The sequence below is a fragment of the Stenotrophomonas sp. Ste86 genome (assembly GCF_024519465.1).
Lineage (GTDB): Bacteria > Pseudomonadota > Gammaproteobacteria > Xanthomonadales > Xanthomonadaceae > Stenotrophomonas.
On sequence record NZ_JALJRW010000029.1, the window covers coordinates 1 to 22,130 of the forward strand.

The 22,130-nt window shown below is 66.4% G+C and carries 21 protein-coding genes; 8 read left to right on the forward strand and 13 right to left on the reverse strand.

What is annotated here, in order from left to right:
* Positions 1-385: 385 nt before the first annotated feature.
* The 7 genes from NR101_RS17665 to NR101_RS17695 all read right to left on the reverse strand — a co-directional run bounded on the left by NR101_RS17665 (position 386) and on the right by NR101_RS17695 (position 4,976).
* Positions 386-811: a hypothetical protein gene (locus tag NR101_RS17665; protein WP_256774576.1), complete on the reverse strand. Its 426-nt coding sequence runs from the start codon at positions 809-811 to the stop codon at positions 386-388.
* A 92-nt stretch (positions 812-903) separates the two neighbouring features.
* Positions 904-1,497, reverse strand: a complete 594-nt coding sequence (locus tag NR101_RS17670) for a DUF2884 family protein (RefSeq protein ID WP_256774575.1) — start codon at positions 1,495-1,497, stop codon at positions 904-906.
* Between the two features lie 38 nt (positions 1,498-1,535).
* Positions 1,536-2,420: a DUF2807 domain-containing protein gene (locus tag NR101_RS17675; protein WP_256774574.1), complete on the reverse strand. Its 885-nt coding sequence runs from the start codon at positions 2,418-2,420 to the stop codon at positions 1,536-1,538.
* Between the two features lie 36 nt (positions 2,421-2,456).
* Complete coding sequence (locus NR101_RS17680) at positions 2,457-3,488, reverse strand: ABC-2 transporter permease (protein WP_256774573.1); 1,032 nt, start codon at positions 3,486-3,488, stop codon at positions 2,457-2,459.
* Entirely contained in the window at positions 3,485-4,360 is an 876-nt protein-coding gene (locus NR101_RS17685) for an ABC transporter ATP-binding protein (protein ID WP_256774572.1), read from the reverse strand. Before NR101_RS17685 ends, NR101_RS17680 begins: the two co-directional genes overlap by 4 nt.
* Positions 4,357-4,719 carry a GntR family transcriptional regulator gene (locus NR101_RS17690; RefSeq protein ID WP_019185943.1) on the reverse strand — a complete coding sequence of 121 codons (363 nt, stop codon included), beginning with the start codon at positions 4,717-4,719 and terminating at the stop codon, positions 4,357-4,359. Before NR101_RS17690 ends, NR101_RS17685 begins: the two co-directional genes overlap by 4 nt.
* A 2-nt stretch (positions 4,720-4,721) precedes the next feature.
* Positions 4,722-4,976: a hypothetical protein gene (locus tag NR101_RS17695; RefSeq protein WP_256774571.1), complete on the reverse strand. Its 255-nt coding sequence runs from the start codon at positions 4,974-4,976 to the stop codon at positions 4,722-4,724.
* A 477-nt stretch (positions 4,977-5,453) separates the two neighbouring features.
* Between NR101_RS17695 and NR101_RS17700 the strand changes: the two genes are divergently transcribed.
* The 6 genes from NR101_RS17700 to NR101_RS17725 all read left to right on the forward strand — a co-directional run bounded on the left by NR101_RS17700 (position 5,454) and on the right by NR101_RS17725 (position 11,586).
* The gene (locus NR101_RS17700) at positions 5,454-6,062 is read left to right on the forward strand and encodes a glutathione peroxidase (RefSeq protein ID WP_256774570.1); all 609 of its coding nucleotides are present in this window, start codon (positions 5,454-5,456) and stop codon (positions 6,060-6,062) included.
* Positions 6,063-6,146: 84 nt separating this feature from the next.
* Positions 6,147-7,127 (forward strand): FKBP-type peptidyl-prolyl cis-trans isomerase, encoded by a 981-nt coding sequence (locus tag NR101_RS17705; RefSeq protein WP_256774569.1) that lies wholly within the window; start codon positions 6,147-6,149, stop codon positions 7,125-7,127.
* A gap of 23 nt (positions 7,128-7,150) precedes the next feature.
* Entirely contained in the window at positions 7,151-8,500 is a 1,350-nt protein-coding gene (locus NR101_RS17710) for a UDP-glucose/GDP-mannose dehydrogenase family protein (protein ID WP_256774568.1), read from the forward strand.
* On the forward strand, positions 8,493-8,732 hold the full coding sequence (locus NR101_RS17715) for a SlyX family protein (protein ID WP_256774567.1): 240 nt from the start codon (positions 8,493-8,495) through the stop codon (positions 8,730-8,732). The genes NR101_RS17710 and NR101_RS17715 overlap by 8 nt, the downstream gene beginning before the upstream one ends.
* Positions 8,733-8,742: 10 nt before the next feature.
* Positions 8,743-9,456 (forward strand): DUF2058 family protein, encoded by a 714-nt coding sequence (locus tag NR101_RS17720; RefSeq protein ID WP_256774566.1) that lies wholly within the window; start codon positions 8,743-8,745, stop codon positions 9,454-9,456.
* 54 nt (positions 9,457-9,510) lie between these two features.
* On the forward strand, positions 9,511-11,586 hold the full coding sequence (locus NR101_RS17725; protein ID WP_256774565.1) for an acyltransferase family protein: 2,076 nt from the start codon (positions 9,511-9,513) through the stop codon (positions 11,584-11,586).
* A gap of 57 nt (positions 11,587-11,643) precedes the next feature.
* Here NR101_RS17725 and NR101_RS17730 read toward each other — a convergent pair whose 3' ends face one another.
* From NR101_RS17730 to NR101_RS17750, 5 genes are all read right to left on the reverse strand, one after another.
* Positions 11,644-12,978, reverse strand: coding sequence for an amidohydrolase family protein (locus tag NR101_RS17730; protein WP_256774564.1), 1,335 nt, complete (start codon positions 12,976-12,978; stop codon positions 11,644-11,646).
* A 153-nt stretch (positions 12,979-13,131) separates the two neighbouring features.
* Positions 13,132-14,316 carry an MFS transporter gene (locus NR101_RS17735; RefSeq protein ID WP_256774563.1) on the reverse strand — a complete coding sequence of 395 codons (1,185 nt, stop codon included), beginning with the start codon at positions 14,314-14,316 and terminating at the stop codon, positions 13,132-13,134.
* A gap of 92 nt (positions 14,317-14,408) precedes the next feature.
* A complete protein-coding gene (gene metH / locus NR101_RS17740; protein WP_256774586.1) occupies positions 14,409-17,093 on the reverse strand; it encodes a methionine synthase in 2,685 nt (894 codons plus the stop codon).
* A gap of 26 nt (positions 17,094-17,119) precedes the next feature.
* A complete protein-coding gene (locus tag NR101_RS17745; RefSeq protein ID WP_256774562.1) occupies positions 17,120-18,220 on the reverse strand; it encodes a homocysteine S-methyltransferase family protein in 1,101 nt (366 codons plus the stop codon).
* Between the two features lie 9 nt (positions 18,221-18,229).
* Complete coding sequence (locus tag NR101_RS17750) at positions 18,230-19,159, reverse strand: metalloregulator ArsR/SmtB family transcription factor (protein WP_256774561.1); 930 nt, start codon at positions 19,157-19,159, stop codon at positions 18,230-18,232.
* Between the two features lie 147 nt (positions 19,160-19,306).
* Between NR101_RS17750 and NR101_RS17755 the strand changes: the two genes are divergently transcribed.
* On the forward strand, positions 19,307-20,455 hold the full coding sequence (locus NR101_RS17755; RefSeq protein ID WP_256774560.1) for an acyl-CoA dehydrogenase family protein: 1,149 nt from the start codon (positions 19,307-19,309) through the stop codon (positions 20,453-20,455).
* Positions 20,456-20,507: 52 nt separating this feature from the next.
* Here the strand turns inward: NR101_RS17755 and NR101_RS17760 are convergent, their stop codons facing one another.
* Positions 20,508-21,410, reverse strand: a complete 903-nt coding sequence (locus NR101_RS17760; protein WP_256774559.1) for a hypothetical protein — start codon at positions 21,408-21,410, stop codon at positions 20,508-20,510.
* A 224-nt stretch (positions 21,411-21,634) separates the two neighbouring features.
* On the opposite strand from NR101_RS17760, the gene NR101_RS17765 reads away from it, so the two are divergent.
* On the forward strand, positions 21,635-21,928 hold the full coding sequence (locus NR101_RS17765; protein ID WP_256774558.1) for a hypothetical protein: 294 nt from the start codon (positions 21,635-21,637) through the stop codon (positions 21,926-21,928).
* Positions 21,929-22,130: the final 202 nt, after the last annotated feature.

The following is a 22,130-nucleotide window of genomic DNA, read 5'->3' on the forward strand; positions in this document are numbered from 1 at the left end:
CCCCTGGCGCAAATGTCCCCCGGCCTGGCGGCCTCCTCCTTTATTTTGCCCAGGCACCTACCGGCCGCTACGGGGCTCGGCTTGCGGTGCGCAGGCGGAAGCCGCGCTTTTCTGACGGCAGTCGGTGGGTCGGGCGCTGAGGCCCATGCCCTCTTTAGTCTTGCCCAGGCGCCTACCGGCCGCCACGAGGCTCGGCTTGCGATACACAGGTGGAAGCCTGGCTTTTCTGGCGCTGGTCGGTGGGTCGGGCGCTGGGCCCCCATGCCCTTGGAGGCGAAATAAAGGGGGAGGGGGCGGCCGCAGGCCGACGCCGGAGGACATTCGCCGGAAAGGGTATGGGGGCCCAGCGCCCGACCCGCCGACCCCCGCGCCGATCCGCCAAATGTCAGTGCCGATCGGCCTGCAGGTTGTCGAACGTCTCGGTGTAATCCTTGAACTCCGGAATCCGCTTCACCAGGTCCGGCGGAATCGGCTGCATCCCGTCGGGGACCTGGATCTTGACCGAACGCTTGGCCGGGTCCGGCGGGGCGTCGGTGAGCGTGTTCTGACGCAGCACCTGCAGCTGACCGAACATGCCCTGCAACAGCGCCTGCTGGCTGGCGTCGAGCGGAATCTCGATCTCGTCGATCTTCATGTGCCCGTTGGGCAGCACGATGATGTTCGGGGCCGGCGCGCGGCGCACCGTCAGCATGCCGTCGCTGACCGTGATCTTCGGCTTGCTGCGCTCGGCGCGGTGGTTGCGGTATTCCTGATCGCAGCCGGTGGCGGCCAGACAGAACAGGGCGAACAGCAGCAGGCACAGCTTTTTCATGGCAGGCAGCGCACAGCAAAAAGGGGAGGACTAGTGTAGTCCTCCCCCGTGCGTGTAGACCCGGCTGCGACCGAACGTCGCAGCCCCGGCGCTTACTTGCCGCAGTCGTCGATGTCGCTCTGGTCCATCGTGGCATAGGGCTTGAAGGCCGGCAGCGCGGCCGCGAGTGCCTGCTGCTTGTTCATCATTTCCGGCAGCAGCGTGCACAGCTGCTTGGCCTTTTCCTCGATCTTGCTGGTTTCGGCATTCACGCGTTCCTCGATGCCGTTGGTATCCCCGGAGAAAATGCCCTTGAGCGCCTCGCCGGCCGCCTTCACGCCGAGGTTGGCGCCGGCCACGCCGATGTCCATGCCGGCGCCGGCAATCGCCTCGACCTGCTTGCGGTAATCCAGCAGCAGCGCGCGCTGGCTGGCGGTGGTGGGAACCGTCTTGCCATTGATCAGCAGCTCGCCCTGCGGGGTGATCTCGGCCTTGTCGGACTGATCGTTGGAAATCTTGATGTTGCCTTGGGCCATTTCCTTGCGCGCCTTGTCGGTGGCCTCCTGCACGGTCTTGCCCACCGTGGTGTCGGCGGTGGCCGAGGCGGTCTTGGTGGTGGCCGGAGTGGCCTTGCCGGCATCCTGGTTGCCGCAGGCAGCCAGCGGCAGGCACAGCAGCAGGGCGGGCAGCAGCAGTCGGGTCGTCATGCGCGCATTCCTTGGGATGAAGTAAGGGGAAGTCACAGTCACTTGCCGCGGGGCAGCTGCACGCGGCCGCCGACGCCGCTGTGGCGCACGTCGCCACTGCCGCTGTGCGACACGGTGAGGTCGCCGGCGACGTCGCGCACGGTGACATCGCCCGAACCATGGCGTTCGACCGCGACATTGCCGCCGACGCCGCGCAGGTCCACATCGCCCGAACCCACGTTGCCGATGCTTACATTGCCCTTGACCTGGCGCAGGTCGGCATCGCCGGAGCCGATCGTGCCCAGTTCGACGTTGCCCTGCACGGTGTCCATTTCAAGGTCACCCGAACCGATGGTGCCGACCTTCGCACTGCCGCGCACGTTGCGCGCCTTGAAATCGCCCGAACCCACCGACAGCACGTTGAGCGCACCGGCGCCATCGAGGATCACATCACCCGAGCCGATCGCGGCGGTGACCAGGCCCTTGATGTCCTGCAGCTTGATGTCGCCCGAGCCGACATCGGCGCTGAGCGAATGGGCGCCAGTGACGCTGGCATCGCCCGAGCCGACCTTCAACTGCACCAGCAGGGTGTCCGGCACGCTGCCGCGCAGGTCCAGGTAGGCATAGCTGTTGCCGCTCAGCGTGAAGCCGGGCCCGACCTCGCGCTTGAGCCGCACGATCAGCTTGCCGTCCACCTTCTGCTGGGTCACGGTCAGCTCGCGCAGCCAATCGGCGTTGGAGGCACACGCACGGCCGGCGAGCTGGGCCGGCCCCGGCCCGGCGGTAAGCACCAGGTCGTGCTGGTTGACCTCGAACACCACCGCCTTCGCGCCGGCCAGATCGAGCTTGAGGTCGCGCGGTTCGTTGAACTTGCACTGCGGCTCGGCAGCGAACGCAGACAGCGGCAGCAACAACAGGGAAGCGACAGCGAGGGTGCGGATCATGTGAGACTCCAGAAGGATGTCGGGAACGAACGTCGGTCAGATTTCGCCGGCGCGGCGACGCAGGCGGATGGCGAGGATGATGAACACCACGCCGACCGCAGCACCGATCCAGATGTCGGGCAGGCTCAGGGCGGCCAGCTGGTTGGACGGGGCCAGCGCGGCGACCAGGTTGTCGCGGTCACCGATCACCGCGCGCAGCTGGTCGGCGCGGTAGAACACATCGCTGCCCGGCAGGGTGCCCAGCAGCAGGCGACCGACGATGTTCTTCCAGAACCAGCCGCTGGTGCTGTCGAACGCACTCATCAGGTGGGTGGTGCTGACGATGATGCCGGCAAACAGCGGCAGCATCACCGCCCACAGGAACGGCTTGGTCTTGGCCCAGGCCGAGCACAGCAGCAGCCAGCCCACGCTCGGCAGCGCCCACAGCAGGTACACCGGAATCCAGGACAGGTGGCCGGCGACGATGCTCAACGGACTGGCCGGGCCCCAGATCAGGGTCATCGGGTCGCCGCCATGGGTGAGCACAACCACGCTGATGATCAGCAGGAAACCGAACATGGTCAGGATCGAGGCGATCACCGCGATCAACGGCGCCACCAGCAGTGCGCTCAGCGCCTTGGACAGCACGGTCTGGGTGTCCGACAGCGGCAGCGACTTCCAGAACAGGATGCTGCGGTCGCGGCGGTCGTCATACAGCGCGCCCAGGCAGTAGAAGAACACCACGAAGGCCAGCACGATGAATGGCCACAGCGAACTGAGGATGAGCGTCAGGTCCAGCCCGTTGGCCAGGTTGTGCAGGTCCTCGGCATCGAGCTTCTGGGTCAGCAGGCCGAGGTCGAGGCCGTTGATGTTGACGTTTTCATTGTCGATCACGATGCCGCCGCCCTTGGCCGCGCGGTTCATGGCCAGCAGACCGAACAGGATGCCGACAAGACTCATCACCAGCGAAATGGCACCGGCAATCAACGGCGCGTACAGGAACCCGCCGCGGTTCTCCCAGTATTCGCGCTTGAGCATCCACTTGAAGGTACTGGCCTTGCTGATGGGGTGGTAGTGGACGGTGTTCATGCGTAGGTTCCCTTCATGATGGCCACGAACAGGTCCGCCAGCCCCGGGCTGCGGATCTCGCCCAGGGGCGTGAGCTGGGCGCGTGGCACCCCGTCGAACAACAGCACGGTCTTGCCGAACGGCAGGGCGCGCTCATCGATCGGCTGCAACGCGCGCGCCGCCTCCAGTGCATCGGCCGACACCAGCACTTCGCTGTAGCGGTCGCCGATGTCTTCCATGTCGGTGGTGAGCACGATGCGGCCGTCGCGGATGAACATGACATCGGTGAGGATGTGCTCGATCTCTTCGACCTGGTGGGTGGTGACGATGATCGTCTTCTGCTCGTCGAAGTAATCTTCCAGCAGGCGCTGGTAGAACTCCTTGCGGTACAGGATGTCCAGGCCGAGGGTGGGCTCGTCGAGCACCAGCACCTTGGCGTCGATGGCCATCACCAATGCCAGGTGCAGCTGCACGATCATGCCCTTGGACAGTTCACGCACGCGCTGCCTGGGCTGCAGCTTGGTCGAGGCCAGGAAGCGTTCGCAACGGGCACGGTCGAAGCGCGGATGCACGCCGGCGACGAAATCGATCGCCTCGCGCACCTTCATCCAGCGCGGCAGCACGGCCACGTCGGCGATGAAGCACACATCGTTCATCAGTGCGTTGCGCTGCACGGCCGGGTCCAGCCCCAGCACCTGCAGCTCGCCTTCCACCGTGGTCAAGCCAAGCAGCGCCTTGAGCAGGGTGGTCTTGCCGGCGCCGTTGGGGCCGATCAGGCCGGTGATCCGGCCCGGGGCGATGGTGAAGCTGGTGTTGTCCAGCGCCACGGTCTGTTTATAGGCCTTGCGCAGGCCGCGGGCGGAGATGACGACATCACTTGCAACAGCATTCATGAGGATTTCCCCTGGGGCAGCAATTCGTCGAGGTTCAGGCCCAGGCGTTGGATGCGCTCCAGCACCAGCGGCCATTCTTCATTGAGGAACCGGTCGCGCTCGCTGCTGCGCAGCTGCGTGGCCGCTTCTTCGGTCATGAACATACCCAGCCCGCGGCGCTTCTCGACCAGGCCTTCGTCAGCCAGTTCCTGGTAAGCGCGCGATACGGTGATGGGGTTGAGCTGGTACTCGGCGGCAACCTGCCGGACCGAGGGCAGGGCGTCGCCAGGCTTGATGATGCCGTCAAGCATCATGGCGATCACGCGTTCCTTCAGCTGACGGTAGATCGGAGCGCCATCGCTCCATTGGATATCGCTCATGGTCAGCTCCGTGGGTTCAGCGACTGTGCGAATGAGAAGTAAGGCATGGACAGGGAGCTGTGCAGCCGGCGGGGAGGCGTGGGGGCGCCGTTGGCGGTCCCTGCCTCGATGACACCTGCGTCCTGCGGGCTTTCAAACGCACCGGAGGCGGCAATCGTGCCGACCTCGCTGGCAGGGGCACCCAGCCAGCCGAGCAGCAGCAGCGCGGAGGCGGCGGTGACGGCTTTGGCGGATTGGTGGCGGCGCATGCGGTTCATGGGCTTCCCCTGCATCAGGTGACTGGTGTTGTATGCAACTATAACACCGGCACGCCGAAGTGCAACAGGTTGCCGTCCCCAACTGATGGCAGGGGTGTGACAACGCGGGGTACGTCTACTCAAGGTATTGATTAGTAAAGAATTCAAGGGGGAGTGGATGGCGGGGTGGGGTGCGCCTTCATTCAGCCAGGTCAATGGTAGGTCAGCCCATGTGGCTATTCAGGTGAACATCGGGGGGGCGGGGGACGTGTCGACCAACACCGCCAAGGTCGGCAAGGCCGGCACCATGTTCCTGTCGAAACCACGACGCTTACTCCTATGCGGCCCGGCCTTGGGCGCCGTCGCGCGTCTGGGCGCGCAAGGTCGCCCAGACGCAAAAGTGCCGGTGATATAGTGCGAAACGGCCCGTTGACGGCGTTTTCCGCCGCCCTGTCAGGCACCTTTTCTCCCTGTTCGCCCTTTTCGTGGAGTGTTGCAATGCGCCAGATCCGTTCCGTGCCATCCCCGCGCCGCGCCAGCTTTGTTCGCGCCCGCCGCTGGGGCGCAACGCTGCTGCTGGGCGGGCTGCTGGCCACTGCCGGTGCCCACGCCGCCGACCTGCTGGACCTGAGCTACCGGCCGCTGGCGGGCAAGGCCGAGGTCAACCTGCAGAAGCAGTACGGCGGCAAGGTGCTGCTGGTGGTCAATACCGCCAGCAAGTGCGGTTTCACCCCGCAGTACGAAGGCCTGGAGGCGCTGCAGCAGAAGTATGCGGCGCGCGGTTTCTCGGTGCTGGGCTTCCCGTCCAACGACTTCAAGGGGCAGGAGCCGGGTAGCGAGGCGCAGATCCAGGAATTCTGCACGCTGACCTACGGGGTCAAGTTCCCGATGTTCCAGAAGGTGCAGGTCACCGGGCCGGACGCTACGCCGCTGTACCAGCGCCTGGCCGCCGCTACCGGTGTCGAGCCGGGCTGGAATTTCCACAAATATCTGGTGTCGCGCGATGGTCGCGTAGTCGGGCAATTCCCCAGCAAGGTCAAGCCGGACGACAAGGCGCTGGTCGCGGCGATCGAACGTGAGCTGTCCGTCACGGCTGCAAAGCGCTGACGTCCTCGACATCTCGCATGTGCGTGCGACAATGATCGCTTTCGCGCCGACGTCGGCGTCCAGTCACTTCCAGGAAAGCAGCGAATGAAGATGGGAATGCGCGGCGCCGCGGCGTCGGTTCTGATTCTGGCGATGGGTGCCACCGGTACCGTGATGTCGCAACAACCGGCCGCGCGTGCGGCCGTCAAGGAGACCTCCGCTTTGAACTCCCAACGGGAAAAGCTCGGCTACGCCATCGGCATCGATGTGGCCAACTCGTTCGCCCCGATCTCCAGCGAGATCGATCTGGTGGCACTGCGTCGCGCCATCACCAATGCCTTCGAAGGCAAGCAGCCGCTGATCAGCCAGGAAGAAGCGCAGAAGACCGACGGCGCGCTGCGCCAGGCGATGGCCGCCAAAAGTGGCCAGCCGGTGCCGGGCGTGGCCCCGGGTACCCCGGCGCCGAAGGTGGACCGTGAAAAGGTCGGCCTGATGCTGGGCAGCTACGCCGTTGGCCCGTCGCTGGCGCCGCTGAAGGACGATCTGGACCTGGATGCGCTGTTCGACGCGATCGGTACCACCTTCAACAAGGGCACCGCCAAGATGACCCCGGAGCAGGCCAAGGCCACGCTGGAAGGGTTCATGGCCGGCAAGCAGGCTGAAATGCAGGCCCAGGCGTCGGCCAAGGCCGGTACCAACCGGACCGAGGGCAATGCCTTCCTGGCCAAAAACAAGACCGTGCCGGGCGTGGTCACCACCCCGTCGGGCCTGCAGTACCAGGTGCTGCGTCCGGGTTCGGGCGAGCGTCCGATGCCGACCAGCAAGGTCCGCGTGAACTACGAAGGCAAGCTGCTGGACGGCACCGTCTTCGACAGCAGCTACGAGCGCGGCCAGCCGATCGAGTTCGGCCTGGACCAGGTCATCAAGGGCTGGTCCGAAGGCGTTTCGCTGATGCCGACCGGGTCCAAGTACCGCTTCTGGATCCCGGGCGAGCTGGCCTACGGCGAACAGGGCACGCCGGGCGGTCCGATCGGTCCGAACGCGACGCTGACCTTCGACGTCGAACTGCTCAACGTCCTGCCGTAAGCGAAACTGGAGTCACCACGGACATGCGTGTAGCGATTTTCGGTACCGGTTACGTCGGTCTGGTCACGGGTACCTGCCTGGCCGATGTCGGCCACCAGGTGGTCTGCGTCGATATCGACCAGGCCAAGGTCGATGGCCTGAACCGTGGCGTCATCCCGATCTACGAACCGGGCCTGGAGCCGATGGTCAAGGCCAATCACGCCGCATCGCGGCTGGCCTTCACCACCGATGCCGCCAGCGCGATCACGCATGGCCAGGTGATTTTCATCGCCGTGGGCACGCCACCGGACGAGGACGGCAGCGCCGACCTGCAGTACGTGCTGGCGGTGGCCCGCACGATCGGCACGCACATGGCGGTGCCGACCGTGGTGGTGAACAAGTCGACCGTGCCGGTAGGCACGGCCGACAAGGTGCGTGCCGCCATTGCCGAGGTACTGGCGGCGCGTGGGGTTGAGATCGCGTTCGACGTGGTCTCCAACCCGGAATTCCTGAAGGAGGGCGACGCGGTCGCCGACTGCATGCGGCCGGACCGCATCGTGGTGGGTGCCTCCAACCCCGATTCGGTGGCGCTGATGCGCCGCCTGTACGCGCCGTTCAACCGCAACCACGACCGCGTGGTGGAAATGGACGTGCGCTCGGCGGAGCTGACCAAGTACGCCGCCAACGCGATGCTGGCGACCAAGATTTCGTTCATGAACGAAATCGCCAACATCGCCGAGAAGGTCGGTGCCGACATCGAACAGGTCCGCCAGGGCATTGGGTCGGATCCGCGCATCGGCTGGCATTTCATCTACCCGGGCGCCGGTTATGGCGGCTCGTGTTTCCCCAAGGACGTGCAGGCGCTGGCCCGCACCGCGCAGCAGTATGGGCATGAGCCCCGGCTGCTCAACGCGGTGGAGGCGGTCAACGAGGCGCAGAAGGGGCATCTTTACGAGCTGATCCAGCGCCACTACGACCGTGGCGAGGATGAAGGCGTGCGTGGCAAGACCTTCGCGGTCTGGGGCCTGGCCTTCAAGCCCAACACCGACGACATGCGCGAGGCGTCCAGCCGGCGTCTGCTGGCGCAGTTGTGGGAAGCCGGTGCGCGCGTGCGTGCCTACGATCCGGAAGCCACCGAGGAAGCGCGCCGCATTTTCGGCGAGCGCGATGACCTGGTGTTCTGCGACAACGCCTACGACGCCCTGGACGGCGCCGATGCGCTGGTCGTGGTGACCGAATGGAAGCAGTTCCGCAGCCCGGATTTCGCCCGGTTGCGCGAGGTGCTCAACGACGCGGTGGTCTTCGACGGCCGCAATCTGTACGACCCGCAGGAGATCGAAGCCGCGGGCCTGGCCTACTACGGCATTGGCCGGGGACGTTCGCTGCATGCATGATTCCACCCCCTCATCGCGTGAACAGGCGCTGGAAGCGCGCCTGATCGAGCTGGAAATGCGCGTGTCCTTCCAGGAGCAGGCGCTTGCCGAGCTGAGCGAAGCGCTGGCCGATGCACGCATCGAAGGCAGCCGCAACGCCGACTTGACCCGCCTGCTGCTGGAGGACCTGGGCAAGGTCCGCAACGCGCTGTATTCCGATTCGGGCGAAGAACCACCGCCCCCGCATTACTGATCGACCACTCATGAGCGATACCCTCCGCGACCAGTTGCTGGGCCTCGGCTTCAAAGCCGCGCCCAAGCCCGAACGCAAACCCGAACGCAAACCCGAACGCAAGCCTGATGCCCGCCGCGATGGCCGGCCGGGCAACAAACCGCAGGGCGCCCGCCCACCGGCCAAGCCCGGCGATGCCGCGCGTCCGCCGCGCGAAGGCGACGCCGCTCGTCGTGCCCCGCACGGCAAGGGCCGTCCCGGTAGCGGCGCCCGTCCCGGCCAAGGCCAGAACCCCGGCCAGGGCAAGCCGCGCTCGCGCGAGGACATCGACCTGGCCAAGGCCTACGCGATCCGCGCGCAGAAGGAAAAGGACGACCGTATTGAAGCCGAGCGCGTGAAGCAGGAAGAGGCACGCCTGCGCCGTGAAGCCAAGGCGAAACTCGACGTGCTGCTGGAAGGCAAGGCGTTGAACGACGCCGCCGCCGAGATCGCGCGTCACTTCAATTACGGCGGCAAGATCAAGCGCATCTACGTCACCGCCGAGCAGCTCAAGGCGCTCAACGCCGGCGAGCTGGGCGTGCTGCAGCAGAACGGACGCTACCTGCTGGTGACCGCGGCCGTGCTCGACGAGGCCGAAGCGGTGTTCGCCCCGTCGGTGGCCCTGCGCGTGGATCCCAATGCCACCGCGGAAGAAGATCCGTACGCCGATCCGGCCTACCAGGTGCCCGACGACCTGGTCTGGTGATTCCACTCCGGTCGCGGTGATCACCACCGCGACCGATGCCCTGCAGGGACGCGCATGACGGCTGATCCAGTTCGCGGCTATGTGCCGCATATCGATGGCCTGCGTGCTATCGCAGTGCTGGCGGTAATCCTGTTCCACCTGGATCCGTCCTGGTTGCCCGGTGGGTTCACCGGCGTGGATGTGTTCTTCGTCATCTCCGGGTTCGTGGTCAGCGCGTCGGTACACCGGCTGCCGCCGCTGCCATTGCGGGATTCGCTGCTGCGTTTCTACGCCCGGCGGCTGCGTCGCATCGCTCCGGCGCTGGTGACCTGCCTGCTGCTGACCAGTCTGGCCAGCGTGCTGCTCATTCCCCAGTCCTGGCTCAGTGAAGCCAGCGACATGACCGGCCTGATGGCCTTCTTCGGCCTGAGCAACTGGGTGCTGGTGGGGGTCGGCAGCGATTACTTTGCACCACGTGCCGAGTTCAATCCGTTTACCCACACCTGGTCGTTGGGCGTGGAAGAGCAGTTCTACCTGCTGTTTCCGCTGCTGTTCCTGGCCTGGAGTCGCGGTGGGCGCAGCCGCTGGACCAGCGTGGGCCTGTTCGCGCTGGCCAGTGCGGCCTCCATCGGTCATGCGGTTTACGCAGGTAGCCATCCGGAACAGGCGGTGCGCGCTTTCTACGCCACGACCACGCGCTTCTGGCAGCTGGGTGCGGGCGTGCTGCTGTTCCAGCTGCTGCATCTTCGCGCCACCGGGGCGGATGCAGCGGTCCCATCGCGGCCCCTGCGCGTGGCGTGCTCGCTGTTGGCGGTCATCGCGCTGGCGATGCTGGGCTGGACCCTGTGGTCCGCGCGCGCCGGACACTCGCCCTGGCCGGACGGACTGTGGGCGGTGCTGGCCAGCGTGGGCCTGCTGCTGGCGCTGCACGTGCATCCGCGCGCGCTGGTGGGTCGCGTGCTGTCCAGTGCGCCGCTGCGGCGGATCGGACTGCTCTCTTACTCGCTGTATCTGTGGCACTGGCCGGTGTTCGTGCTGATGCGCTGGACGGTTGGCCTGGACACCACCGGCCAACGCGTGTTCGCCATGGCGCTGGTGGCGTTGCTGTCCTGGGCCTCCCTGCGCTGGGTGGAGCGGCCGTTCCGCGGGCCGTTGGCCAAGCGGCTGTCCACCGGCCGATGGGTGGCCGTGGGGGTGGTGGCGCTGCTGCTTGCTGCGGGCCTGCAGGCGTTGATGTACCGGCAGGCGGCGCATCTTTCATTGAGCACGGTCAGTCGTCACCCGTTGGACTGGTATCCGGACGGCGACGCGGTGGCGGCCGATTACCCGGGCTGCGAGCTGCGGGTCGGCAAGGAGCGTTTCGAGGCCGGTCGTGCGCGGACGTTCTCGCGTGGCGAATGCGCTCGTCCGCTGCCCCCAGGCATGCCGCGCAACGTGTTCGTTGCCGGCGATTCGCATGCGATGGCCTACAACGAGCTGCTGCGCAGGCTGGCCCTGGAGACCGGCGCCACGGTGTGGCAGTACGGTCGTGGCGGCTGCCCGCAGCTGGGCCTGCAGGAATGGCGTTGGGTCGCGCAGGAGTGCGTGGGCTACGACGCGGCGGTGCGCGCCGACATCGCGCGGCGCGCGCAGCCCGGTGACGTGGTGTTGCTGGTGTCGCTGCGGGTGCCGCGTCTGTCCGACCAGTTCATCCTGTTCGACGCGCGCGAGCAGCGCGACAGCGAACACAGTGCGCAGGCCCGTGCCGGCCATACCGCCGAGGCCGAGCGTGCGATTGCCGCCTGGCGACCGCTCGCCGAGGCCGGCGTGCGCGTGGTGCTGGAGGCGCCCAAGCCGGTGTTGCCGGCGCCGCCGTACCGCTGCTCGGACCGGTTCAACGCGGCCAATGCGGTGTGCCGCAATGGCCTGCAGGTGCAGCGGGCGTGGATGGACGACTATCGCGCGCCGGCGCTGGTCGCGCTGCAGCAGGTGGCCGCGGGCCTACCCGGCGCAGTGATCTGGGATCCGTTGCCGATCCTCTGCGACACCGATGCCTGCCGCGCACAGCGCGACGGGCATCCCCTGTTCTTCGATGGCGATCATCTCAGTGGCTACGGCAACCGGTTGCTGCTGCCCTCGCTGCAGGCCACGCTGGCAACCCACCCGCGATAACGGAGTGAGGTAGGTGGGGATGATGTTCCCTGCGGTATGGCACCGGGAAGGCATCCATCAATCCGTGATCGGTCCGGCCACCTGCTGACCGGCCTGCCAGACCGCGCCGATGCGCTGGCTGTGGGTGATATCGGCCAGCGGATCGGCGTCCAGCACGAGCAGGTCGGCACGTTTGCCGGCCGCGATACGACCACGGTCGCTCAGGCCGAGCAGGTCGGCAGCCTGGGCGGTGGCAGTCTGTAGCGCCTGGGTCGGGGTCAGCCCGGCCTGGACCAGCAGCTGCAGTTCGCGATGTTCGGCAAACCCGATCACCCGCTGTGGCATGGCCCCGGCATCGGTACCGAACCCGAGCTTGACCCCGACCGCATGCAGCCGCCGCAGGTTGTCCAGGTTGGTCGCCACGGCCTGGCGTGCGGCCGGTATGCCACTGCCGGCCAACTGCGCGCGTTGCCAGTCCGGCTGCGACCAGCGCGCCAGAACATCGGCCGGCAACGCCGTGCGCAGGAATGGCTGCTGCAGTTGCCGCGGGTTTTCGGCATACCAGTAGTTGGCCTCGTCGATGGCTATGGTGGCGATATACCAGGTGCCTTGGTCGCGCATTTTCCGCGCCAGCATCGGATCCACCGCGCGGTCGCGGATGCCATGGGCGAGGATGTCGACCTTGGCATCGACCAGATCGCGCGCCTGTGCCAGATCATGGATGTGCGCGGCGACCTTGAGACCGCGCGCGTGCGCCTCGGCAATGGCGGCGCGATACACCTCCGGCGTCATCATCGGCCGTTTGCCGCCCATGTCATCCACCCACAGTTTGATCAGGTCCACGCCATCGGCCTGCTGGGTGGCTACGGCCGCACGCGCCTCTTCGGCGTTGCGCGGACGCGCCACGGGATCATGGCTCAGGCCCATGCTGTCGGCCGGGGGCGCGCCGTCCGGGGCACCGATGCCACCGCCAGCGCCATACAGCTGTGCGCCCAGCCCGGGGTCGGCGTTGACCGCCTTGCGGATGGCGAAGAAGTCCGCTCCGTTCATGCCCAGCGCGGTCACCGTGGTGATGCCGTAGCGCTGGAACTGGCGCAGGTCGCGCACTACGTTGTCGCGGGTGTAGAAACGGTCGCCGTGCTCCAATCCCTGGGTGTTGCCGACGTGCGCGTGGTCGCTGACCAGACCCGGCAGCAGGGTTTTGCCGGTGTAGTCGATACGGCGCGCGCCGGTGGCGGCGGCTGGCAGCGGCGTGCCGACATGCACGATGCGGGGGCCATCGATCAGCACCGGGGTGATCCCAAGATCGCGCTGGCCGTCGAAGACGCGGGCGTTTTCGAGCAGGATCGGCTCGGCGGCGGCAGGCAGGGCAATGGCGGCAAGCAGCAATGCCCACAGGCGGGTCGGTCGCATCGGCGGCTCCAGTTGGGGGAGGTTTGAGCCTACCCCATCGAGGGGGGCGCATTGCCGGCCAGCGGCCGGCATTACCGGTTGGGGGGGGCGCGTTGCCGGCCAGCGGCCGGCATTACCGGTTGGGAGGGTCGTGTTGCCGGCCCGCGGCCGGCATTACCGGGCGCGCAGCAATGGCAGGCTGATCGCGAAGAAGCACAGGAGCGCACCGGCGAACGCAAAGCCGCTGCCGGCCAGGAATGCGGTGCGGCCCTGGTCGATGTTCCACAACTGCCCGGCGATCAGCGCGCCGAGTACGCCGCCCACACCGGACGAAAAACCATACAGCAGGCCTTGGCCGTGCCCGTTGAGACGTCCCGGAAAATAGGTCGCCAGCATCTGCATCGCGGCGGCAAAGAAGGCGGCAAAGCCGAGCGCATGCGCGGTCTGTGCCACCAGCATCACCGGCAGGTTTTCCGGGAACAGGGCGGTGACGGCCCAGCGCACGGTGGAACTGAGCAGGGCGATCAGCAGCATCCAGCTGGCGTCATAGCGGCGGAAGAAGCGGCCGATGGTGAAGAACACGCCCACCTCGAACACGACCCCGACCGTCCACAACACGCCCAGCGTGGAGGTGGCATAGCCGTGATGGTCCATGTACACCGAGAAGAAGGTGTAATACGGGCCGAAGGAGAGCTGTTCCATGAACGCGGCGAGGAAGAACGCCAGCACCTGCGGCTTGCGCACGATCTGCCAGAAGCCGCTGGCATCGCCGTCGTTGCGCTGCAGGTTGCGCGCGTAGTGGTTGGCAAACCCGGAGGCGGTGAGCAGGCCGAACAACGGCAGCATCAGCCACGGCAGCAGGTGCGCGTTGCCGGCCCCGTCCTTGCCTTCGATGATCCAGCCAAACAGCATCACCACGGCGATGAAGCCCAGCGAGCCCCAGACCCGGATCAGGCCATAGCGGTGGCTGTCGCTGCCCAGGTGGGTGAGGGTGATCGATTCGAACTGCGGCATCACCGCGTTGTAGAAGAAGCAGAATGCGATCATCGCCGGGTACAGCCACGGCTGCGGCAGGGGCAGCAGGAACGCGCAGAAGGTCAGCAGGGTGAGCACGCAACCCAGGCGCAACCAGAAGATCGGGCGCGGCGAGGCGGCGGCGATGGAGGTCCAGGTGGTGGGCGCGACGATGCGCGTGGCATACCACAATCCCATCATCACGCTGATCGCGGTGACGCTCATACCGCGCGAGGTGAGGAACAGGCTCCAGTAAGGCGTGAACGCGCCCAACGCGGCGTAGTAGAACAGGTAGAAGGACGACAGGCGGACGGCCGGAACGGCGTCGCGGGTGGGGGCGGTCATGCGGGGTCTCGGTGGCGGCGCGCACCCACCAATGGTGGGCGCCTACCGCGGCATTATGACGGCAGCACCCGACCGTGGGTCGGGTGACCGACTCACTCCGGATCGTAATCCAGGTTCGAGGCCAGCCAGCGCTCGGCCTGCACGCGGTCCACGCCCTTGCGCTTGGCGTAGTCGCTGACCTGCTCGCGGGTGACCCGGCCGACCACGAAATACTGGCTCTGCGGATGGCTGAAGTAGTAACCCGATACCGCTGCGGTCGGCAGCATGGCGAAGCTTTCGGTCAGCTGCATGTCGGCGTTGCGCTCGGCGTCGAGCAGGCGGAACAGCGTGGCTTTTTCGCTGTGTTCCGGACAGGCCGGATAGCCCGGGGCAGGGCGGATACCAGTGTACTTTTCGGCGATCAGCGACTCGTTGTCCAGCTGTTCTTCGGGCTGGTAGCCCCAGTAATCGGTCCGCACGTGCTGGTGCAGGCGTTCGGCCAGCGCTTCGGCAAGGCGATCGGCCAGGGCCTTGAGCAGGATGGCGTTGTAATCGTCGTGATCGGCTTCGAAGCGCGCCACGTGCGGATCGATGCCGATGCCGGCGGTGACCGCGAAGGCGCCGATCCAGTCCTGTTTGCCGCTGTCGGCCGGGGCGATGAAATCGGCCAGACAGAAGTCCGGGCGCTCGACCGGCTTGTCGACCTGCTGGCGCAGGAAGTGCAGCACGCTCGGGCCGGCATCGGTGCGCAGGTGCACGTCATCGCCGACGCTGTTGGCCGGCCACAGCCCGAATACGGCCTTGGCGGTCAACCACTTCTCCTCGACGATCCGCGCCAGCATCGCGCGGGCGTCCTTGTACAGGTCGCTGGCCTGGGCACCGACGATCTCATCGGTGAGGATCGCCGGATACTTGCCGGCCAGTTCCCAGGCCTGGAAGAACGGGGTCCAGTCGATCACCTCGACAAGGTCGTCCAGCGGATAGTCGTGCAGCACATGCAGGCCGGGCTTGCGCGGGGCGGGCGGGGTGTACTGGGCCCAGTCGCCGTCGAAACGCTGCGCGCGTGCCTTGGTCAGGGTCACCAGTCGCTTGGCGTCGCCACGGTTGCGATGGCGCTGGCGGATGTCGGCGTAGTCGGCCTCGTTGGCGGCCACGAATGCCTCGCGCAGCTCGCTGGAAATCAGCGACTGGGCCACGCCCACCGCACGGGAGGCGTCCTTCACCCACACCGTGGGCGCCTTGTAGTGCGGGTCGATCTTCAGCGCGGTGTGCGCGCGCGAGGTGGTCGCACCGCCGATCATCAGCGGCAAGGTAAAACCCTGGCGCTCCATCTCGCGGGCGACGTGGCTCATCTCTTCCAGCGACGGGGTGATCAGGCCGGACAGGCCGATGATGTCGGCGTTCTCGGCGCGCGCGGCGTCGAGGATCTTCTGCGCCGGCACCATCACGCCCAGGTCGATGACCTCGAAGTTGTTGCAGGCCAGAACCACGCCGACGATGTTCTTGCCGATGTCGTGCACATCACCCTTGACCGTGGCCATGATGATCTTGCCGTTGCTCTTGGCGGTGTCGCCGCTGCGGGCCTTCTCCGCTTCGATGTACGGCAGCAGATAGGCCACCGCCTTCTTCATCACGCGTGCGGACTTGACCACCTGCGGCAGGAACATCTTGCCGGCCCCGAACAGGTCGCCGACGATGTTCATGCCGTCCATCAGCGGCCCTTCGATGACGTCCAGGGGGCGGGTCGAGCGGGCGCGGGCCTCCTCGGTATCGGTCTCCACCCAGGCGTCCAGGCCGTGCACCAGCGCATGCGCCAGGCGCGCGTCGATCGGCTTCTCGCGCCAGGCCAGGTCTTCGCCCTTGACCTCGCCCTTCTTGCCTTTGTAACGCTCGGCGATTTCCAGCAGGCGCTCGGTGCCGTCGCGGCGGCGGTTGAGGATCACGTCTTCCACGCGTTCACGCAGTTCCGGATCGAGCTCGTCGTAGATCGGCATCGCGCCGGCGTTGACGATGCCCATGTCCATGCCGGCGGCGATGGCGTGGTACAGGAAGACCGAATGGATCGCCTGGCGCACGCTTTCGTTGCCACGGAACGAGAACGACACGTTGGAGACGCCGCCGGAGATATGGCAGTGCGGCAGCGTGCGCTTGATGATGCGCGTGGCTTCGATGAAGTCCACCGCGTAGTTGTCGTGTTCCTCGATGCCGGTTGCGACGGCAAAGATGTTGGGGTCGAAGATGATGTCCTGCGGCGGGAAGCCAACCTGGTCGACCAGGATCCGGTAGGCGCGGGTGCAGATCTCCACCTTGCGCGCGCAGGTGTCGGCCTGGCCATCCTCGTCGAAGGCCATCACCACCGCGGCCGCGCCATAGCGCAGCACCTTGCGGGCGTGCTCGATGAACTGCGCCTCGCCTTCCTTGAGCGAGATCGAATTGACCACGCTCTTGCCCTGCAGGCACTTCAGTCCGGCCTCGATCACGCTCCACTTGGAGGAGTCGACCATCACCGGGATGCGCGCGATGTCCGGCTCGGACATGATCAGGTTGAGGTAGCGCGTCATCGCCTTTTCGGAATCGATCAGGCCCTCGTCCATGTTCACGTCGAGGATCTGCGCCCCGTTGGCGACCTGCTGGCGGGCCACGTCCACCGCTTCCTCGTAGCGCTCTTCCTTGACCAGCTTGCGGAACTGCGCGCTGCCGGTGACGTTGGTGCGCTCGCCGATGTTGACGAACAGCAGGTCCGGGGTGATCACCAGCGGCTCAAGGCCGGACAGGCGGGTGTAGCGGGGCGGCGTCACCGACGGGCTGTTATCGGCGGGTACGCTCACGCGGCATCCTCCAGCGCCGGGCCGGGCAGGGCACGTGGCGGCAGGTCGGCCACGGCCTCGGCGATCGCGCGGATGTGCGCCGGGGTGGTGCCGCAACAGCCGCCAACGAGGTTGAGCAGGCCGGCGCTGGCGAACTCGCGCAGGGTGCCGGCCATTTCCTCGGGGGTTTCGTCGTACTCGCCAAACGCGTTGGGCAGACCGGCGTTGGGATGCGCGCTGACCAGGCAGTCGGCCACGATCGACAGGGTTTCCACGTGCGGGCGCATGTCGTTGGCGCCCAGCGCGCAGTTCAGGCCCACCGACAGCGGCCGGCTGTGTGCGACCGAGGCATAGAACGCCTCGGCGGTCTGGCCCGACAGGGTGCGCCCGGAGGCGTCGGTGATGGTGCCGGAGATCATGATCGGCAGGCGTGCGCCACGGTCGTCGAAGGCTTCTTCGATGGCGAACAGCGCGGCCTTGGCGTTGAGGGTGTCGAAGATGGTTTCCACCATCAGGGTATCCGCGCCGCCGTCGATCAGGCCATCGATCGCTTCGCGGTAGGTCTGGCGCAGTGCGTCGAAGCTGGTGTTGCGGAACCCCGGGTCGTTGACGTCCGGGCTGATAGACGCGGTGCGGCTGGTGGGCCCGAGAACACCGATCACGAAGCGCGGCTTGCCCGGCGTGGTGGCCGCCACGGCATCGCAGCAGGCGCGCGCGACGGCGGCGCCGGCCTTGTTGAGTTCATAGACCAGGTGTTCCAGGTGGTAATCGGCCTGGCTGACCGAGGTGGCGTTGAAAGTGTTGGTCTCCACCAGGTCTGCGCCGGCCTCCAGGTAGGCGGTGTGGATCTGCGCGATCACCTCCGGCTTGCTCAGCAGCAGCAGGTCGTTGTTGCCTTTCAGGTCGTGGCCTTCCGGCGTGCCGTGGTCGCAGCCGGGGCCATGCGCGTGCGCGCTGTCGTAGCCTTCGGCGAAGCGTTCACCGCGATAGTCCGCTTCCTGCAGCCCATGGCGCTGGATCATCGTGCCCATCGCGCCATCGATGATCAGGATGCGCCGGGCGAGCGCGTCCTGCAGGGCGTGCACGCGGTCGGGATGGAGCCAGGGCAGCGACGACATGGGTGGACCTCAGGGCTTGCTGGCGATCAGCGAAATGACTTCGAAATGCGGCGGGCGTTTTTCGCGGGTCACCGTTTCCAGGCTGGACACGACCAACCCGGCTTTCTCGGCGAACTTGCGCAGTTCCTTGTCCGAGAAGCCCAGGTTGACGTGACCGTAGGCATCCACTGCCGCCTTGTGTTCGTGGCGGGCCAGGCTGCACAGCAGCAGGCGACCGCCCGAGCGCAGCACGCGCGCGCCTTCGGCCACGGCCTGGGCCGGCTTGGCGGCGTAGGTCAGGGCATGCATCAGCACCACCAGGTCGAAGCTGCGGTCCTTGAACGGCAGCGCATGCATGTCGCCTTCGCGCACTTCCACGTTGGCCAGCCGGCGCAGTCGCTCGCTGGCGGCAGCGACCACGCGCGCGCTGGTGTCGATGCAGACATAGCGCTTGGCATGCGGGGCCACCAGTTCAGCCAGCACGCCGTCGCCGGAGGCGATATCCAGCACATCCCCGGTTTCCAGCAGCGGCAGCGCGGTGCGTGCCAGCGCTTCCCAGGTGCGGCCGGGGGAGTAGTGGCGCTCCATGTCGCCGGCCACGCTGTCGGCCCAGTTCTGGTCGGCGGCGCGGCTGGCCAGTACGGCGGCGACGCGTTCAGCATCCTGGCGCAGCAGCGGATCGTCGCTGCCGGTGCTCAGTGCATGCCACAATGCACGCTGCGCCGGGTCCAGCGCGGCGTCGTCGAAGCGGTAATACGCCGACACGCCGGCACGCCGGTCGCGCACCAGGCCGGCTTCCTTGAGCCGGGCCAGGTGGGTGGACACGCGTGGCTGCGCCAGCGTGGTGATGGCCGACAGCTCGGCCACGGTCAATTCTTCCTGCTCCAGCAGCGTGAGCAGGCGTACGCGGGTGGCGTCGGCGAACACTTTCAGCCGGACCGACCAGTCCTCGAGATCCATTGAATATCTACCTATCGCGATATAGAGATATTTTCGCCCCGGGCCGGTGCCGGGTCAAGTCAGCCGACATTGACCGGCCCCCGGTACAATCGCCGCACCTGGACGCGCGCTGCGCGGCCAAAATCACCATGTTCCCGGGAGGGTGTTGTGGATTTCAGTTTTACCGAAGAGCAGTTGATGCTGCAGGACGTTGCGCGCCGCATCGCCCAGGAAAAGATCGCGCCCAGCGCCGAGCACCATGACCGGACCGGCGAGTTTCCGCTGGAGAACATCCGCCTGCTGGGAGAAAACGGGCTGATGGGCATTGAAGTGCCGGCCGAATACGGCGGCGCGGGCATGGACCCGATCGCCTACGTGCTGGCGATGGTGGAGGTCGCCGCCGGCGACGCGGCGCATTCGACCATCATGTCGGTCAACAACTCGCTGTTCTGCAACGGCATCCTCACCCACGGCAGCGAAGCGCAGAAGCAGACCTACGTGCGCGCCATCGCCGAGGGCGAGGCCATCGGTGCGTTCGCGCTGACCGAGCCGCAGTCCGGTTCGGACGCCACGGCGATGCGTTGCCGCGCGGTCAAGCAGGCCGACGGCAGCTTCGTGATCAACGGCAAGAAGAGCTGGATCACCTCCGGCCCGGTCGCCAAGTACATCGTGCTGTTTGCGATGACCGACCCGGACCAGGGCGCGCGCGGGATCAGCGCGTTCATGATCGACACCGACAAGGCCGGCTTCCACCGCGGCAAGACCGAGCCGAAGCTGGGCATCCGGGCCTCGGCCACCTGCGAAATCGAGTTCCAGGATTACGTGGCCAGCGCCGACGACGTGCTGGGCAAGGAGGGCGAGGGCTTCAAGATCGCAATGGGCGTCCTCGACGCCGGTCGCATCGGCATCGCCTCGCAGGCCATCGGCATCGCCCGCGCCGCCTATGAAGCCACGGTCGAGTACGTGAAGGACCGCAAGGCCTTCGGGGCGGCCATCGGCACGTTCCAGATGACCCAAGCCAAGATCGCCGACATGAAGTGCAAGCTGGACGCAGCCTTGCTGCTGACCCTGCGCGCGGCATGGGTGAAGGGCCAGGGCAAGCGTTTCAGCAACGAAGCGGCCATCGCCAAGCTGACCGCCTCCGAAGCGGCGATGTGGATCACCCACCAGGCCGTGCAGATCCACGGCGGCATGGGGTACTCCAAGGAAATGCCGCTGGAGCGTTACTTCCGTGATGCCAAGATCACCGAGATCTATGAGGGCACCTCGGAGATCCAGCGGCTGGTGATTGCGCGCAACGAGACCGGGCTGCGCTGAGCAGGCCAAGGGCGGCGCCGCAATGGCGCCGCCTGATTACCGTGGGCGCACGCTACCAGCTTGAGCAGGCGATCGTTTCGCCGTTCCACGTGCAGCGCAGCCTCAACGTCTCGATCCCGGAATCGTCCAACTGCATGCCGTACAGTTTGGCGGCCTGCATCCACTCACGCATCGTGAGGGGATCGGGGAAGTAATGGTCCCCGGCAAAAATATCGCCGGCCTCCGGCCCGGTAGCGGATGCGTCAGGAATCGGATTGCCCTGGGCGTCCCGGCTCTTTCCTTTCACGTAACGTGCTTGATCCACTGAGTTCGGCTCAATCACGAGGTGGGTCTGCGATCCGTCGCGCCATGTGATCTTGTAGGTCACAGAATCGACGCCAAAGAGGCGGCTGACGAAGCTCAAGCCAACCGATGACAACGTGGTGGAGATCGAATTCCATGCGGTGCTGCCTGTCGTGGCGCCAGAGAACGCGGCGCCGATGCGGCTCTCAAGCCTTGCGCGGCCCGTGGCGGACTGGACGACATCGTAGGCGCTGTAGTCCTTGAGCTCCTCCGGAAAGACAATGCCATTGGCCGCGCCCGGGTCGTCAGGGTGGACCGGGATCACCGCCCCGTTGCCTGCTGCCTGCGGCGCGCCCAACGAACTGGCAGATGCATCCTGATTGGCAAGCCCCATGATGCGCTGGAAGGCGCTGGATACCGGCGACGGAACTGCCGTAGTGATGGCCCTGTAGCGCTTTAGCTCACGGTCGTACTCGACCTCGAAGCCATGGAGCTTTACTTGGGCCAGATCGACCACGAGCGTGGTTCCGGTGCCTGAGCTTGCGGCAATCTGGCGTGGATTGACGCAGTTGTCGCAGACGACAAGTCCACCGGCGTGCGCGTCGCCTGACAGGAACAGTCCGGCTTCCAGCAGCAGCGACAGTGACGTGGTAGCGAAAACACGGTGCTTCATGGTGTTTCTCCCCCGTTGAGCGCGACGGGCCGGTCATCCGGCGTGGATCGCGTGAGGGTCTTTTGTATCCCTACGGGTCACCGAAGACCGTGGCGCCGTCTACAGATGGATAACGATGTGTCGATCACGACATGGTGAGGCGTGGACGTCAGGGGTAGGTGCCGACCGTTGGTCGGCACGCCGATTGAGGCAGAATGTGCACTCGTTTTTTTGCCGGACATCCCATGCTGATTTACCGAGGCGCAGGTTTCCTGACCCTGCTCACCCCCATCGCCACGTTGCTGCTGCTGATGTGGCTGTGGCCCGACCCTGCCGTTGCCAAGGGCAATACCTCACTGACGCAGCTGCTGGTCGGATTCGGGATTGGTGCGGCGATCAATGTGCTGCTGGGTCTGGTGCTCAATCGCGGCCCACGTGCGCCGGGTGAGCGTGCCCGCCATCATTTCTTCTTCGTGCCGATGCAGTGGCCGTCGCTGGTGATCGTGGTCGTCTGCGCGGCGGTGGCGCTGCTGCGCTGACGCACGGTAGTGCCAGCCGCTGGCCGGCAACCAGGCGGTGCATGCAGGACAGGGCAGTGCCGGCCGCGGGCCGGCAACCAGGCGGTGCATGCAGGACAGGGTAGTGCCGGCCGCTGGCCGGCAACCAGGCGGTCCGTGCATGGCACGTATCTGGAGGAGCCGGCCAGCGGCCGGCACTACCGGAGCGAGGCATGCATCCGAA